The 15,071-nt window shown below is 66.2% G+C and carries 13 protein-coding genes; 6 read left to right on the forward strand and 7 right to left on the reverse strand.

Features of this window, described 5'->3' with window-relative positions; translation table 11 throughout:
• Nucleotides 1-48 precede the first annotated feature (48 nt).
• From JLK41_RS03160 to JLK41_RS03180, 5 genes are all read right to left on the reverse strand, one after another.
• Nucleotides 49-2,118: an EAL domain-containing response regulator gene (locus tag JLK41_RS03160; RefSeq protein WP_210390328.1), complete on the reverse strand. Its 2,070-nt coding sequence runs from the start codon at nt 2,116-2,118 to the stop codon at nt 49-51.
• A gap of 62 nt (nt 2,119-2,180) precedes the next feature.
• Nucleotides 2,181-3,983 (reverse strand): molecular chaperone, encoded by a 1,803-nt coding sequence (locus JLK41_RS03165; RefSeq protein WP_210390329.1) that lies wholly within the window; start codon nt 3,981-3,983, stop codon nt 2,181-2,183.
• 166 nt (nt 3,984-4,149) lie between these two features.
• Nucleotides 4,150-5,010 (reverse strand): archaetidylserine decarboxylase, encoded by an 861-nt coding sequence (gene asd / locus JLK41_RS03170; RefSeq protein WP_037054849.1) that lies wholly within the window; start codon nt 5,008-5,010, stop codon nt 4,150-4,152.
• A gap of 69 nt (nt 5,011-5,079) precedes the next feature.
• Nucleotides 5,080-5,895 (reverse strand): rhodanese-like domain-containing protein, encoded by an 816-nt coding sequence (locus tag JLK41_RS03175; protein WP_210390330.1) that lies wholly within the window; start codon nt 5,893-5,895, stop codon nt 5,080-5,082.
• Nucleotides 5,896-5,946: 51 nt separating this feature from the next.
• Nucleotides 5,947-7,473: an HDOD domain-containing protein gene (locus JLK41_RS03180; protein ID WP_210390331.1), complete on the reverse strand. Its 1,527-nt coding sequence runs from the start codon at nt 7,471-7,473 to the stop codon at nt 5,947-5,949.
• 117 nt (nt 7,474-7,590) lie between these two features.
• Here JLK41_RS03180 and motA point away from each other — a divergent pair, with 117 nt between their 5' ends.
• Both motA and motB read left to right on the forward strand, forming a co-directional pair.
• Complete coding sequence (gene motA, locus JLK41_RS03185) at nt 7,591-8,442, forward strand: flagellar motor stator protein MotA (protein WP_047590174.1); 852 nt, start codon at nt 7,591-7,593, stop codon at nt 8,440-8,442.
• A 3-nt stretch (nt 8,443-8,445) separates the two neighbouring features.
• Nucleotides 8,446-9,450: a flagellar motor protein MotB gene (gene motB, locus JLK41_RS03190; RefSeq protein ID WP_037054841.1), complete on the forward strand. Its 1,005-nt coding sequence runs from the start codon at nt 8,446-8,448 to the stop codon at nt 9,448-9,450.
• Here the strand turns inward: motB and rsgA are convergent.
• Complete coding sequence (rsgA, locus tag JLK41_RS03195) at nt 9,444-10,475, reverse strand: small ribosomal subunit biogenesis GTPase RsgA (RefSeq protein WP_047590171.1); 1,032 nt, start codon at nt 10,473-10,475, stop codon at nt 9,444-9,446. The two genes, motB and rsgA, sit on opposite strands and share 7 nt — an antisense overlap.
• An 87-nt stretch (nt 10,476-10,562) precedes the next feature.
• Between rsgA and JLK41_RS03200 the strand changes: the two genes are divergently transcribed.
• Together JLK41_RS03200 and orn are read left to right on the forward strand one after the other, a co-directional pair.
• On the forward strand, nt 10,563-11,351 hold the full coding sequence (locus JLK41_RS03200; protein WP_244976471.1) for a class I SAM-dependent methyltransferase: 789 nt from the start codon (nt 10,563-10,565) through the stop codon (nt 11,349-11,351).
• 31 nt (nt 11,352-11,382) lie between these two features.
• Complete coding sequence (gene orn / locus JLK41_RS03205) at nt 11,383-11,925, forward strand: oligoribonuclease (RefSeq protein ID WP_037054835.1); 543 nt, start codon at nt 11,383-11,385, stop codon at nt 11,923-11,925.
• A gap of 68 nt (nt 11,926-11,993) precedes the next feature.
• On the opposite strand, the gene queG is transcribed toward orn, so the two are convergent.
• Nucleotides 11,994-13,055 (reverse strand): tRNA epoxyqueuosine(34) reductase QueG, encoded by a 1,062-nt coding sequence (queG, locus tag JLK41_RS03210; protein ID WP_152487770.1) that lies wholly within the window; start codon nt 13,053-13,055, stop codon nt 11,994-11,996.
• 61 nt (nt 13,056-13,116) lie between these two features.
• Here queG and JLK41_RS03215 point away from each other — a divergent pair, with 61 nt between their 5' ends.
• Nucleotides 13,117-14,616 carry an NAD(P)H-hydrate dehydratase gene (locus tag JLK41_RS03215; protein WP_244976472.1) on the forward strand — a complete coding sequence of 500 codons (1,500 nt, stop codon included), beginning with the start codon at nt 13,117-13,119 and terminating at the stop codon, nt 14,614-14,616.
• Nucleotides 14,604-15,071, forward strand: a complete 468-nt coding sequence (gene tsaE, locus JLK41_RS03220; protein ID WP_037054830.1) for a tRNA (adenosine(37)-N6)-threonylcarbamoyltransferase complex ATPase subunit type 1 TsaE — start codon at nt 14,604-14,606, stop codon at nt 15,069-15,071. Before JLK41_RS03215 ends, tsaE begins: the two co-directional genes overlap by 13 nt.

Here is a 15,071-nt window from a genome sequence, read left to right on the forward strand (position 1 = left end):
GCTGAGCGCTGTGTGCCCTGGCTTCTTGCTTGAAGCTTGCAACTGCTCTTATTCGTCGCCGGCCGAGAAGTCGTAGTCCATCGACTGGCTCGGGCCCTGCAGGTAGTAACCCTGGATGAAGTTGACCCCGGCCTGCCACAAGGTGGCCAGCACGCTGGCGCTCTCGACGAAGGGTACGATGGTCAGCTTGGCCTGGGCGTGCAGGCTGCTGAGCAGGGTCTTGAGGGCTTCCTGGTTGTCGGCGTTGTTCAGGTCCTGGGAGAAGGAACCGTCGACTTTGACGAAGTCCACCTGCAGGTGCTTGAGCGTGTTGAACGGGTTCAGCGCACAACCGAACTGGCTCAGGGCGACCTTGCAGTGCAGCTCCGCGAGCCCGTGGGTCAGTGCCTTGGCCTGCTTCAGGTAGGCGATGGCATCGGGCTCGCTGAGCTGGAACACCAGTGAGTCGGAGGGCAGGCGAGCAGCCTTGAGCGCTACGCTGAGCCAGGGCAGCAGGGTCTGATCCTGCAGACTGGAGCTGGACAGGTGCACGAACAGGCGGGTGTTGTGGCCTTTCGAGCGATGATCGGCAAGCAGCTTGATCGAGTTGAGGATCACCCAGCGATCGATCTTCTCACCCAGCCCGGCATCCCTGGCGGCGGCCAGGAACTGCGTCGGCGGGACCTCCTCGCCTTGCGGGTTGAGCAGGCGCAGCAGGACTTCGTAGTGCTCGTGGGCGTCGCCGCGCAGGCTGATGATCGGCTGGAACAGCAGGCGGAAGCTGTTGTTCTCCAGCGCCTGCTGCACCATCGCCAGCAGGTTGCCACGATTGGCCGCGGCGGCCAGCTCGGCAGCCGGGTTGAACAGCTTGATGGCGTTGCCATCGGCCAGCTCGTCCGCGCAGCGGTGGGCGCGATCGATGACCACCTGAGCCTTGGCGGTTTTCTCGCTGAGGCCGGCGACACCGATTGACAGCGTGGTCTGGGCGGTACGTCCGCTGACATCGAACAGGTGCCCCTCGATCTTCTTCAGCAGGGCGGCGAGGCTGGCCTCGCATTGCTCGGGGGACTGGCCCGGCAGCAGCGCCGTGAACACATCGTCACCAAAGCGAGCCAGCTCGGTGTCCGCCGGAAAGTGCGTACGCAGCAGCCCGGCCAGGTCGGTCAACAGCAGATCGATGCCGGCCAGGCCGATATCGGCCTGCATACCGGCATACCGGTCGACGCGGATGTAGGCCAGGGTCGATGGTTGGCCAGTGCTGACGGAGCGCTCGGCGGCGCCATCCATCAGCTCGAGGAAATGGTTGCGGTTGAACAGGCCGGTCACCAGGTCCTGGCTGCTGATCTCGCGCAGTTTTTCTTCCAGTTCGGCATTCGAGGTTTCTGCGCGGATGACCACCTGGATGCATGGTTCACCGTCGTAGGTAGCCGGCGAGAAACTCATCTGGGCGGCGAAACTGTTGCCGTCCGCACGCATGCCCTGGCAGCTCAGCTCGGCGTCGCCCTCGGCGCTCTGGTAGTTCTTCAGGAAGTCCTTGAAGGCACTCTGATCGGCACTGGCGATCAGGTCGATCATCGGCATGCCTTCGAGCTCGTCGCCATCTTCGTAGCGGAACAGCTCCAGATAGGCGCGGTTGGCATAGATGTGCATGCCGTCATGCACGTAGGTAATGGCGTCTACCGAACTCTCCAGCAGCAGTTGGCAGCGCTTCTCTGCTTCACGCAAGGCCACTTCGGCGGCGCGACGGGCGCGACGCTCCTCGAGGTTGGCCAGCTCGCGCTTGGCCACCAGGACCAGGCGTTCGTCCTCGCCCTGCGGCAGGGCATCCTGAGCGCCGAACAGCAGGGCTTCGGTGATGATCTCGGAGTCGTTGCCGTCGACCAGCCGCAGGACGGGGATGTCCTTGGCCTGGCGGCGGATGGCACCGATCGCCTCGCCCGGGTCGAGGCGTTCGCTGCTCGGTGCGCAGATGAGCAGGTCCCAGGTGTGTTGCAGGGCTTCAGCGAGGTCGTCGCTGGAGGTCAGTCGATGGACGCGCGTCGCGTGTCCGGCATTGCGAAACAGACTGACCAGGCGCTCGGCTTCGTTCTGCGAATCCTCAAGAATCAGCAGGCGGATGGTTTTTTTTTCGATGGCCATAGAAGGGTCAATACCGCGCCGAACGGGCGCGAAAAGGCGACAAATGGTGAGTGGTTCGGAGCCTACAGCGACTTCCAGAGCGAGTCAAAATCTTCCTCTCCTGCAGGCTTCTGGCTTTGCGAGGCTGTGACCGGCGTCCCGGCCGCGCCCTCTTCCTCGCCGACACGGCGGTACTCGAACTGGCTGAAACTGCCGGTGCTGACCTGTCTGCGCGTCAGCACCGCACGATGTTCCTCGCCATGGTCGTTGATCTGCACCTTGCTGCCTTCCTGGAAGGGCAGGCGCGGCGTGATCAGGCTGGCCGGGCGCGAGATGGCGCTGATTTCCGGCAGCAGCAACGCACGCAGGTACTGGCTGTTCTGTTCGGCCTTGCGCAGCAGCTGCAGGCCGCAAGGGCGGGCATGCGGGGCGATCAGCTCGATGCCCATCTGCGTGCCGCCCCCGCGGACCTGGCGAATCCAGCGCACGATCGCCACGCTCCAGCCCAGGCCAGGACTGTCCTGTATGCCCAGCAGTTCGCCGGCCTGCAACTGGCTGGGTACGTCCTTGGGCCAGGACAGGCAGTAGCCGCCCGGACTGTGGTTGACGATGGTCAGCGGGTAGGTCGGGTAGGCTTCGCCGCTGCTCTCGGGCTGCGCCTGCTCGCCAGGCGTGACCTTGGTGTACTGGATCTCCTCGAAGTGGATGTCATCCTCCGCGCTGCGCTGTGCATCGAACGCGTTGGACCAGATATCGGGTTCGCCGGTAGCGGGCTTGAACACAGCGGCGCCGAGTTCGACCGGGCGCTTGAGCACGTCGGCGAAGGAGCGGCGGCCAGCGAGGAAGAAGTGCAGCGCCGTCATGCCGATGCACAGGGTCAGATTGCCCTGGCCCGGTGTGCGCTGGAAGGTGCGTTCGGCGATGTCTCCCCAGGCGGCCGCGACGTGCTGCAGCAGGTCCAGGCTGATGCCGTCGGGAATCGCCAGGCGCGACTGGCTGCGCTCCTCTTCCGGCAGTTCCAGATGGTCCTTGATCGCATCGACCAGCGGCTGCGTGTCGATGCCCAGCAGGTTGTGCAGTTCACCGCTCTGGTACAGGGACTTGTAACGCGGCGGCCCGTCGACCTGTGGGGCGAGGACGAACAGGCTGTCAGGGTGATCACCCGCCTGCAGCTTGACCTGGGCGCTCCAGGGTTCCAGCGCTTCGGCCAGGCGGGCAATGCCGTTCTGGCGCATCTGGTTGGTGCGTGCGCAGCCGAGCAGCAGCGCGGTCACGTAGGTCTGCTCGGTGCTCAGGCCCTGGGTATGGCGGGCCAACGGATCGCGGATGACCTGGTGCTGCAGGCGCTGTTCGACGGCGATCTGGTAGAGCTGGTGCAGCTCCAGCCAGAGTCCTTCCGGCACCGGGCAGTACAGCTGGCTGGCGCGAATCAACGGGCTGCACAGACTGTGGCTGGCACGCTGCAGGGCGACCGCGAGCAACTGGTCGCGGTCCTTGCCGGTGCGCTCGAGGACGCGAGAGATGATCAGCTTGTAGCCGACGGCGAGGTGGTTCTGCAGGGCCTGGCAGAGGTTGGCGACCTTGCGCGGACGTTCGTCGAGGACGATGGCCTGGTTGAGGAAGTGGCGCTCCAGGTGCTGGCACACGAAGCTCACTTCCGGGCGCAGCATTTCCAGCAGTTGCAGACGGTTGTCCGATGGCGTGACCAGTTGATTGAGTTCCACCAGGCTCTGATACAGCTGGCGCGCGGTCTCACCGATGTTCGCCTTGGGCAGTGCGGCAATCCAGCGCTTGAGGTCGCGAGGAGTGCCGTCGCAGAAGCTGAGGCTTTGCTTGCTCGGTGTGGGGACGCGCAACAACTGAAGGTGGGGACTCTGTCTATCCATCGAACTCGGATACTCCGGCCACACGATGACAAGCGGCTCTAGTAATAGTCTTTCGAACTCTAGCAGCATCTGGCTGCGCTGGCAGCCGTCCTCAAGGACGGTCTGCCTCGGCAGCCTACGGTTTTATGACCAAAGGGTCGACATGCGGGTTCAGTTCGTGCGGATTTCAGTCCAGGGCATGGCCCAGCGCCTGTCCCATGCGCACTGCGCTGCCGGCGCTCAGCTCTTCGGCCCATTTCATCTGCTCCGGGCCGAACAGCACGATGGCGGTGGAACCCAGCTTGAAACGGCCCATTTCCGCGCCCTTGGCCAGTTCGATCGGGCCGCGGGATTCGGCATCGTAGCGGGTGCTCTTCAGCTCGCGCTTGGGCGGGGTGACCAGGCCGGCCCAGACAGTCTCGACGCTGGCGACGATCATCGCGCCGACCAGCACCACGGCCATCGGGCCGCGCTCGGTGTCGAACAGGCAGACCACGCGTTCGTTGCGGGCAAACAGTTCCGGCACGTTCTCGGCCGTGGTCTGGTTCACCGAGAACAGGCGACCCGGTACGTAGACCATTTCCTTCAGTGTGCCGCCCAGCGGCATATGGACGCGGTGGTAGTCCTTCGGCGAGAGGTAGACGGTCGCGAACTGACCGCCCATGAAGGGCGCGGCACGCTCGGTGTCGCCACCGAGCAGTTCCACCGCGCTGAAACTGTGGCCCTTGGCCTGGAAGATGCGGCCATGCTCGATGGCGCCCAGCTGGCTGATCGCGCCGTCGGCCGGGCAGAGGATCGCGCCCGCCGTCTCGTCCAGTGGACGGGCACCGTCTTTCAGCGCACGGGTGAAGAAGGCGTTGAAGTGTTCGAAGGCGCGCAGGTCTTCCACCTGCGCTTCGCTCATGTCGACCTGGTACTGCTTGGCGAACCACGAGATCAGCGGGTTCTTCAGCCAGCCGATACGGCATTCGGCAACGTAGCCGATCAGGCGCGACAGCAGGTGATGAGGCAGCAGGTACTGACTGAGAATGAAGAGACGTTGTTTCATCGTGTTTCCTTGAGGGTTCTGAGTCGGCGCAGGCATCCCCGTGCCGGGTACAACTGATGGTCGACGGCGTCAGCGTTCGACAGGTGTATCGGGCAGGTTGCCCCATTCGGACCAGGAACCAGCGTAGGCCTTCACGCGCGGATAACCCAGCGCCTTGGCGACCACGTAGCTGAAACCCGAGCGGCGATGGGTCTGGCAGTGAGTGATCACTTCCTTGTCCGGGGTGATGCCGAGATCGTGCAGGACGTCGCCGATATCCGTGCGGATGCGCATGCCGCGCTGCGGGTCCATTGCGGCGGTCCATTCGAAGTGCGTGGCGCCCGGGATGTGCCCGCCGCGTGCGGAGCTGAGTTTCTCGCCGTGGTATTCATCCGCGCCGCGTACATCCCAGATGGCCAGGTCGGCGGCGTCCAGGCGCTGCTGGATGTATTCGCGGGTGGCCGTGGGTTCGTCGCTCAGCGTCAGCGACACCTGGGTACGCGAGACCTCGGGGGTTGTCTGGCTCAGGGGGCGGCCGTCGCTGATCCAGGCCTGCAGGCCGCCGTTGAGGAAGTGCTGGCGAGCATGGCCGATCACGTCGAGCAGCCAGATGAAGCGCCCGGCCCAGGGGCCGCCTTCGTCGTCGTAGACCACGTAGGTGGCATCCGGGCGATGGCCGATATCGGCGAACAACGCTTCGAGTTGCGCCTGTTCGGGCAGCAGGCCGGGTGCCGGAGGCTGGCCCAGCTGCGTGCGCTTGGCGTCGGCCCAGCGCGCGCCGGGTATGTGGCCACTGGCGTAGCGTGCTGCGCTGCTGAGGTCGAGCAGGATCAGCTCGGGCGCGTCCAGGCGCGCTTCCAGTTCAGCGGGCTCGATCACCAGAGGCAGGTTGTCGAAGGCGGACATGGCAGCGTCCCTAAATGAAAAGAGGTCGATTGTAGCGGAAACCGAGGGGCGTCAGCGTCCACGGCGGGCGAAGCTGCCCAGGGCGCGCTCGATGCACTGCACGGTCTTGCCGAACGCCTGCAGGCTGACCTCGTTGAGCGGCTGGCCGCCCTGGTCGGCCACCAGCAGCATGACCACCCGGCCGTTGCTGGCCAGGGAGCGCAGCAGCAGATGCTCGCTGGGAAACAGGGCCTTGAGGTTGCCCGGCAGTAGAGCGGAGAACTTGGCGACGTTGGCGGGCGTGAGACGCAGCTGGCCCGGCTCGCTGAGCAGGCGCCTGAGGACCTGGCTCTGTGCGGGATCCAGGCTGAGCGTTGCCGCGCTGGCGTCCAGCCCGGCCTGTTGCTGGGTTTGCAGGCGACTGTGCTGGCGGTCGGCGAGCAGCACGAGAACCCGTTTCAGGCCACAGGCCTGCAGGGCGTCGCGGGCGCAGGCAGTCAGTTGCGGCACATTGGCGAAGGCACTGGGTTCGGCGAGCAGGCGTGCACACTGCTGGCGCCAGGCGGCGAGGTCGTCGCGCTGGGGTGGGGCGGCACTGCTGCTGCGGGCCGGTTTCAGGCGGTGCGCGTCCCAGGGCCAGAGCAGCGCCTGCGCCGGGTGCCACAATGCACTGTCATGCAGCAGGCGGGCACTGCTCACGGCATGCTGATGCACTTCCTGCTGCAGCTCGTTCAGCGGCAGTTGCAGGTACAGCCCGGTGAGCCGCTGCCAGCGCAGGGTGTGAGGTGTGTCCCAGGCCTGGTGGGCGGAGACGGCCAGGCCGTTGGCCAGCAGCACGCAGTTGCTGGGCTGGGTCAGCCAGTGGCGCAGCGGTGTGTCCGCGTCGAGCATCTGCTGCTGGTGCAGGGGATGTTCGTAGTCGCGTGCGATGTGCAGCGCCTTGATCAGCTGGCGGCGATCGCGCTCCAGTAGGCGGTAGCCGCGCACGATCCATTCCGGCAGGCGCCAGCGCTCGGCCAGGCGCACGCAGAGCTGTATCAGCGGCACGCCCAGCAGCTCCTTCTCCACCACTCCGGGGCGTTCGCCTTTCAGCAGCACGCGCTGTTCCCAGGCTTCGAACAACTGCGGGTGGGCGCACAGCAACGGCCACAGGGGGGCGAGGAACAGCAGGCTGCAGCCGTGCAGCTCGTTCCACAGGCGCGCCAGGCGGGCGCCGAACAGGCCGCGAGCCTGCTGGCTGGCGTGCTGGCTGATCATCAGGATCTGGCGAAACGCCAGGGGGATTTCGTCTTCCGGCAGCGCTGGCGCCTGGCTCAGCAAGGCTTCGCAACGACTCAGGCCGAGACGCGAGAGCGCGGTTTCGACGCTTTCGGCCGGCTCGCTCAGGCTGTTGTTCGACTGGTTGGCCTCGCGCAGGACCTGCAGGGCGAACGACGGACTGGACTCGATGGCTTCGGCAATTTCGCGCCAGGTACGGCGGCTGTCGCCCAGGAAGCGACGCAAGCGCACATGCTGCTGCTGTTCGATCGGCAACGGCAGCTTGGCCAGTTGTTGCAACCAGGCGTCCAGGGTGCGCGGCAGGGGCTTTGGCGTCGACATGTGGGTTGAGCCGAACTGGCTTTTGACCTTAACTGGCTATAGTCTGGCGCATAAGCTCCGATAATTAGAAGGGTTGTTTTTAATAACCCATCCTCTTGGCTCTGCAAGCGTTCCTTTATGGCAAAAATCATAGGCATCATCGTCGTCTTCGGCTGCGTGTTCGGTGGGTTCGTCCTTTCGGGCGGGCAACTGATGGCACTGGTCCACCCGTTCGAGGTGCTCATCATCGGTGGTGCGGCCCTGGGGGCGTTCCTGCAGGCCAACCCCGGCAGCATGTTCATGACGGTGTTCAAGAAGTCGCTGAGCATGTTCGGCTCGCGCTTCACCCACACCTACTACCTGGAAGTGCTCAAGCTGCTCTACGAGATCCTCAACAAGAGCCGGCGCGAGGGGATGATGGCCATCGAGGCGGATGTCGAAGACCCGAATGCCAGCCCGATCTTCAGCAAGTATCCCGCGGTGCTCAAGGATGCCCGCATGACCGCGTTCATCTGCGACTACCTGCGCATCATGTCGTCCGGCAACATGGCTCCGCACGAGCTCGAGGGTCTGTTCGACATGGAGCTGGCCAGCCTCAAGGAAGAAGTCGAGCACCCGGCCCATGCGGTCGCCAAGGTCGCCGACGGCATGCCGGCCATGGGTATCGTTGCGGCGGTACTGGGTATCGTGATCACCATGTCGATTCTCGCCGAGGCGGATAACGCGCAGATCGGCGAAAAGGTGGGGACGGCCCTGGTCGGTACCTTCCTCGGCATTCTGGCTTCCTACGGCTTCTTCGGCCCGCTGTCCGGCGCGCTGGAGCACGACGCCAAGGAAGAGCTGAACCTCTACGAGGCGATCAAGGCGACCCTGGTGGCGTCGGCTTCGGGCATGCCGCCGACCCTGGCGGTAGAGTTCGGGCGCAAGGTGCTGTTCCCGGCCCATCGCCCGAGCTTCAGCGAGCTCGAGCAGGCCATGCGCGGCAACTAAGCCATGGAAAACAACCAACCCATCATCGTCAAGCGCGTCAAGAAAAGCGCTGGCGGCCATCATGGCGGTGCCTGGAAGATCGCTTTCGCCGACTTCGCCACGGCGATGATGGCGTTCTTTCTGGTGATGTGGCTGATGTCCTCGGCCACGCCCGAGCAGAAGCGCGCGATTTCCGGTTACTTCCAGGACCCCATCGGCTTCACCGAGAGCGCCAGCCCCTACGCGATCGACCTCGGCGGTACGCCGACGCCGGCGCCCGAGCGAACGCTCAACCCGGACATTTCCGAAACGCCGGAGAGCCAGCCGGACGAAACCGGTGTCAGCACCGATCAGATCGAAACCCTGGCCGACAAGATGGAGCAGGAGCGCCTGGAGCTGCTGCTGCAGGAACTGCAGAACAAGGTCGAGGAAAACCCGGAGCTGCAGCGCTTCAAGGACCAGATTTTGTTCGAGATCACCCAGGACGGCCTGCGCATCCAGATCATGGATGCCGCCAACCGGCCGATGTTCGCCCTTGGCAGTGCCGAGCTGCAGCCGTATTTCGAGGACATCCTGCTGGCCATGGCCGATACCATTCGCGCCGTGCCGAACAAGATCAGCGTCAGCGGCCACACCGATGCCAAGCCCTTCGTCGGGCGCGGTGATTTCGGCAACTGGGAGCTGTCTGCCAACCGTGCCAACGCCGCGCGCCGTACCCTGGTCGCTGGCGGCTACCCGGACGAGCAGGTAGCGCGGGTGGTCGGCTACGCCTCGTCGGCGCTGTTCGACCGCGAGGACCCGCTGAACCCGGTCAACCGACGCATCGATATCGTCGTGCTGACCAAGCGTGCGCAGCGCAACATCGAAGGTGAGCAGGGCGCCGGAGGCGAGCCGGCGACGCCGGATCAGCCGCCTGCCGAAGGCGCGCCTGGCAACACCGGCGAGGCGCTGCCGGCCGACCAGCTGCGTGAGCAGTTGAACATCTTCGACAGCAGCAACAGCCCGCTGGACCAGCTCAACCGTCAGTAATCGTCTTCGGGCAGGCTGGCGAGGATGTGCCGGTAGCTGGCCATGCGCTGCGGCTGGATGCGCCCCTCATCCAGGGCCTGGAGCAGCGCGCAGCCGGGCTCGCGGTCGTGCTTGCAGTCGCGGAAGCGGCAGCGGCCGAGCAGGTCGTGGAATTCGATGAAACCTGCCTCCACATCATCCCGGCTGACATGGCCGAGGCCGAACTCACGGATGCCGGGCGAGTCGATCAGCTGGCCGCCACCGGGGAAGTGGAACAGCCGCGCCGTGGTGGTGGTGTGGGTGCCCTTGCCGGTCAGCTCCGAGAGGGCGCCGACGCGGGTGTCGACCCCCGGCAGCAGGCCGTTGACCAGCGATGACTTGCCCACCCCGGACTGGCCGACGAAGACGCTGACGTGGCCGTCGAGGCGCTTTTTCAGCTGCTCCATGCCATCGCCCTGGTGCGCCGACACCTCGAGCAGCGGGTACTCCAGCTGGCGGTAGACCTTGAGCAGTGCCTCCAGCGCGACCTGGTTCTGCTCGTCGATCAGGTCCGCCTTGTTCAACAGCAGCAGCGGGCGTATCCCGGCATGCTCCGCCGCCACCAGGTAGCGGTCGATCAGGTTGGCGTGCGGCTCGGGCATGGGCGCAAAGACGATGACGATCTGGTCGACGTTGGCCGCCACCGGCTTGAGCTGGCCGCGCATGTCGGGGCGGCACAGCTCGCTGTCGCGTGGCAGTTGCGCGACGATGACACCGTCGCCCTGGTTGCCGGGGCGCCACACCACCCGATCACCGGTGACCAGGGCGGGCAGGTTGGCTCGCAGGTGGCAGCGAAAGATCTGGCCGGCCAGTTCATCCTGCAGGCCCTCGACTTCCACCTGAACGCCGAAATGGGCGATCACCAGGCCCGTCTGCTCGGGGCCGAGGTCACCACCTTCCAGGGCTTCGACAGCGCGTGACTCGCGCTTGGCCGCACGGGCGGCGCGCTCGCCCTGAATCTTTTCGATACGCCAGCTCTGGCGGCGGTTGAGTTGGCGTTTGGCCATTGGCTTTCCGGGTGGTGGAGACTAGATCGCGGCGAGTTTAGCATGAGCGCCTGGTGGCGCTGCGGCGCCAGATGGGGGAGGGCGGTGATGGGCGATGAGAGAATGCTGGCACCTTTGCCACTGATGCGGGCCCTGCTGGCGCAAGGCCTGGCGCTGGCGCTGGTGGTCGTGCTGGTGTACCTGCTGGCGTTGCTGTCCTGGCGTCTTCCGCTGCTGGCGGTGGCCTTGCTGCAAGGCATGCTGGCGGCACTGATCGGCTGGCGGCTGGGTCTGTCGCGCTGGTGGTGGTGGATCAACCTGGCGTTCCTGCCGGCGCTGTTGCTGGCGCAGCGTGCCGAGTTGCCTGCCTGGCTGTTCCTGCTGGGGTTCGTGGTGCTGCTGCTGGTCAACTGGAACAGCCTGCGCGAGCGCGTGCCGCTGTACCTGAGCGGGCGCAGGGCGCAGCAGCAACTGCAGCGTTGCCTGAGCGAGCGCGAGCCGCCGCTGCGCTTCGTCGACCTGGGCTGCGGCACTGCGGGTACGTTGCTGCAGCTGGCGCGACACTGCCCGCGTGGGCAGTTCGTCGGCGTGGAAACGGCGCCGCTGCTCTTCGTCTTCGCCTGGCTGCGCTGCCTGCTGCAGGAGAACTGCAGCATCCGTTACCAGAGCCTCTGGCGGGTCGATCTGGCCGACTTCGACATCGCCTACTGTTTCCTGTCGCCCGTTCCGATGCCGCGTCTGTGGCGCAAGGCGGCAGGTGAGATGCGCCCTGGCAGCTGGCTGATCAGCAACACCTTCGAGATTCCGGACGTGTCGGCCGACCGCACGCTCGCGCTCGACGAGGGGCGGCAGACGTCCTTGTATCTGTGGCAGATGAAGGCTGTGGATATCCGCTAGAATTGCCGGCTGAGCCTAGGAGCCCCTTACCATGCAAAACCCCAACAATCTGATCTGGATCGACCTGGAAATGACCGGCCTGGAACCGGAGCGCGATGTGATCATCGAAATGGCCACCATCGTCACCGACAGCGAGCTCAACGTGCTGGCCGAAGGCCCGGTGATCGCCATTCACCAGAGCGACGAGACGCTGGCCGGCATGGACGAGTGGAATACCCGTACCCATGGCGAAAGCGGCCTGACCCAGCGCGTGCGCGAAAGTCGCATCGATGCGGCCACCGCCGAGGCGCAGACCATCGCCTTTCTCGAACAGTGGGTGCCGAAGGGCAAGTCACCGATCTGCGGCAACAGCATCGGTCAGGACCGGCGCTTCCTCTACAAGTACATGCCGGCCCTGGAAGCCTACTTCCACTACCGCTACCTGGATGTGTCGACGCTGAAGATCCTGGCCGGCATGTGGGCGCCGGAGGTCAAGGACAGCTTCCAGAAAAGCGCCACGCATCAGGCGCTGGACGACATTCGCGAATCCGTCGCCGAGCTGCGTCACTACCGCGAGCATTTCCTCAAGGTCTGAAGGCCGCAGCAGGCCTGGAGTGGAGCGGATGGCTGCGCTGCTTTTGCCTGCCGCCTGAAGCCTGTCACCTATCGTTCATGCTGCTGCAGCGCCCACTCCACATGCTCGCGGACCAGCTCCGAGGGGTGGTCGCGGCGGGCATTCAGCGCCTCCAGCACCGGGATGGTCGAGGGGGCGTTGCCCAGGCCGACCGCCAGGTTGCGCAGCCAGCGCTCGTAGCCGGCGCGGCGCAGGGGCGAGCCCTCGGTGCGGGCGAGAAACTCCGGCTCCGTCCACAGGAACAGCTCGGCCAGGGCGCTGTTGTCGAGGCCATGGCGTGGCTGGAAGTCGCCCTGCTCGGTGGGGCGGGCGAAGCGGTTCCAGGGGCAGACGATCTGGCAGTCGTCGCAGCCGAACACCCGGTTGCCGATCGGTGCGCGCAGCTCGACGGGGATCGAGCCCTTGAGCTCGATGGTCAGGTAGGAGATGCAGCGCCGCGCGTCGAGCTGGTAGGGCCCGGCGAAGGCGGCCGTGGGGCAGATGTCCATGCAGGCGCTGCAGCGCCCGCAATGCTCGCTCGCATGGGGCGCATCCACCGGCAGGGGCAGGTCGACGAACAGTTCGCCGAGAAAGAAGTAGCTGCCCGCCTTGCGGTTTAGCACCAGGGTATTCTTGCCGATCCAGCCCAGGCCGGCCTTCTCGGCGATGGCCTTCTCCAGCACCGGGGCGCTGTCGACGAAGGCGCGATAGCCGAACGTCCCGATCTGCTGCTGGATGCGCTCGGCCAGCTGTTGCAGGCGCTTGCGGATCAGCTTGTGGTAGTCGCGACCGAGTGCGTAGCGCGATACGTAGGCCTGCTCGGGTTCCTTCAGGCGCTGGGCCATCTGGGTGTCGCCAGGCAGGTAGTCCATGCGCAGCGACACCACGCGCAACGTGCCGGGCACCAGCTCGGCCGGGCGTGAGCGCTTGTCGCCATGCGCGGCCATGTAGTCCATCTCGCCCTGGTAGCCGGCGGCGAGCCAGCGCTTGAGGTGAGCTTCATGCTCGCTCAGCTCGACATCGGCGATGCCCACCTGCTGGAACCCGAGCTCGCGTCCCCAGTCCTTGATGGACTGGGCCAGGGCATTGAGATCGAGGCGATGGTCGGACATGAGGCGGGCGCAGAGGATTGAGGTGGGTATAATTCTGCCAGACATCCGTTCCGAGCGAGCCATGCATCTATCCTCCGCTTCCCTGCCTTCGACTCTGCACAGCGCACAGCAGGTGCGCGCGCTGGATGCACAACTGATCGCCGCCGGCACGCCGGGCTTCGAGTTGATGCAGCGCGCGGCCCATGCGGCCTGGCGTGCCCTGCGCCGGCGCTGGCCCGAGGCTGGTGAGATAACGGTGCTGGCCGGGCGCGGCAACAATGCCGGTGATGGCTATCTGATCGCGGCGCTGGCGCAACGTGCCGGCTGGCGTGTCCGGGTGCTGGCGGTCGGCGATCCGGCAGCCCTGCAGGGCGACGCCGCGCAAGCCTGCGCCGAGGCCGATGCGGCCGGTGTGGACATCCTGCCCTGGGACGAGAGTCTGCCGCTGGCCGGTGTTCTGGTCGATGCGCTGCTCGGTACCGGGCTGGCAGGCGCCGTGCGCGAGCCTTATGCGCAGGCGATTGGCGCGATCAATCAGGCCGGGCTGCCCGTGCTGGCGGTGGATATTCCCTCCGGCCTGCTGGCCGATACGGGGGCGTGCCTCGGCGTGGAGGTTCGCGCCGACCTGACCATGACCTTCATCGCGCTCAAGCTGGGCTTGCTGACCGGGCAAGGGCCGGCGCTGTGCGGCGAGCTGCAGTTCGACGACCTGCAGGCCGATGCGCAGTTGCTGGCGCAGGCTCCCAGCGTAGCGCAGCGCCTGGATGAACGCTGCCTGCCGCGCCTGTCGCCGCGCTCGCCGGTGGCGCACAAGGGGCAGTTCGGTCATCTGCTGGTGGTTGGCGGCGATCTGGGCATGGGCGGGGCGGCGCTGCTCTGCGCCGACAGCGCGCTGCGCTCCGGTGCGGGGATGGTGACGCTGGCGACCCGCGCCGAGCATGTCGCCGCCGCTCTGGTGCGGCGGCCCGAGATCATGTGCACGGCGGTGGCATCGGCCAATCAGCTGCTGGCACTGGCCGAACGCGCCGATGTCTGTGTGCTGGGCCCGGGACTGGGGCAGGGCGCCTGGTCGCGCAGCCTGCTGTCGAGTGTTGCGGGGCTCGGCGCGCCGCAGGTCTGGGACGCCGATGCGCTGAACCTGCTGGCCGCGGGGCAGGTCCCCGCGCCCAGGCAGGGCGTGCTGACGCCACATCCCGCAGAGGCGGCGCGCCTGCTGGGGCAGGACACCTCCAGCGTGCAGGCCGACCGCCCCGCCGCCGCCCGCGCGCTGGCGCAACGCTATGGCCTGGTCGTCGTGCTCAAGGGCGCCGGTAGCCTGATCGCGGCGCCCGATGGTCGCCTGGCCCTGTGTGATCGCGGACACCCGGCGATGGCCGGCGCCGGGCTGGGCGATGTGCTGGCCGGGCTGATCGGCGCCCTGCTGGCGCAGGGCATGGCGGCATTCGACGCGACCTGCCTCGCGGTCTGGTTGCATGCGCGGGCCGGTGAGGTGCTGGCCCGGCAAGGGCGTGGTCTGGCTGCCGGCGATCTGCCGTGCGCCATTCGTCAGTTACTGGAGGAGTTGTGTCCTTGTCTGAAGTGAGACTCGAAGCTGCCGATGAAGCAGCGATGCTGGCCCTGGGTGCGCGTATCGCCGAGGTCAGCGGTGGCGCGGGAGTGATCTACCTGCACGGCGACCTGGGGGCGGGCAAGACCACCCTGTCACGCGGCATCCTGCGTGGCCTGGGGCATTGCGGGGCGGTGAAGAGCCCGACCTTCACCCTGGTCGAACCCTACGAGATCGGCGAGCTGCGGGCGTTCCATTTCGACCTGTATCGGCTGGTCGATCCCGAGGAGCTGGAGTTCCTCGGCATCCGCGATTATTTCGATGGCGCTGCCCTATGCCTGATCGAGTGGCCGCAGCGCGGCGCGGGTGTTTTGCCAAAGCCCGACATGGACATTACCATTACCCCCCAAGCGGGCGGCCGTTCGCTGTTGCTGCAGGGGCATGGGGCTCGAGGGGATGCCTGGTGCGAGGCCCTGAGCAGCAAACAATAA

The organism is Ectopseudomonas khazarica (genome assembly GCF_017915135.1).
In the GTDB taxonomy this organism is placed as follows: Bacteria; Pseudomonadota; Gammaproteobacteria; order Pseudomonadales; family Pseudomonadaceae; genus Aquipseudomonas; species Aquipseudomonas khazarica.

What these genes read in the sequence shown, in the direction of transcription:
- asd (WP_037054849.1), bottom strand. Translation starts at nt 5,010, where the DNA reads ATGAAACAACGTCTCTTCATTCTCAGTCAGTACCTGCTGCCTCATCAC.
- JLK41_RS03200 (WP_244976471.1), top strand. Translation starts at nt 10,563, where the DNA reads ATGGGCGATGAGAGAATGCTGGCACCTTTGCCACTGATGCGGGCCCTG.
- motA (WP_047590174.1), top strand. Translation starts at nt 7,591, where the DNA reads ATGGCAAAAATCATAGGCATCATCGTCGTCTTCGGCTGCGTGTTCGGT.
- JLK41_RS03160 (WP_210390328.1), bottom strand. Translation starts at nt 2,118, where the DNA reads ATGGCCATCGAAAAAAAAACCATCCGCCTGCTGATTCTTGAGGATTCG.
- orn (WP_037054835.1), top strand. Translation starts at nt 11,383, where the DNA reads ATGCAAAACCCCAACAATCTGATCTGGATCGACCTGGAAATGACCGGC.
- JLK41_RS03215 (WP_244976472.1), top strand. Translation starts at nt 13,117, where the DNA reads ATGCATCTATCCTCCGCTTCCCTGCCTTCGACTCTGCACAGCGCACAG.
- rsgA (WP_047590171.1), bottom strand. Translation starts at nt 10,475, where the DNA reads ATGGCCAAACGCCAACTCAACCGCCGCCAGAGCTGGCGTATCGAAAAG.
- motB (WP_037054841.1), top strand. Translation starts at nt 8,446, where the DNA reads ATGGAAAACAACCAACCCATCATCGTCAAGCGCGTCAAGAAAAGCGCT.
- queG (WP_152487770.1), bottom strand. Translation starts at nt 13,055, where the DNA reads ATGTCCGACCATCGCCTCGATCTCAATGCCCTGGCCCAGTCCATCAAG.
- JLK41_RS03165 (WP_210390329.1), bottom strand. Translation starts at nt 3,983, where the DNA reads ATGGATAGACAGAGTCCCCACCTTCAGTTGTTGCGCGTCCCCACACCG.
- JLK41_RS03175 (WP_210390330.1), bottom strand. Translation starts at nt 5,895, where the DNA reads ATGTCCGCCTTCGACAACCTGCCTCTGGTGATCGAGCCCGCTGAACTG.
- JLK41_RS03180 (WP_210390331.1), bottom strand. Translation starts at nt 7,473, where the DNA reads ATGTCGACGCCAAAGCCCCTGCCGCGCACCCTGGACGCCTGGTTGCAA.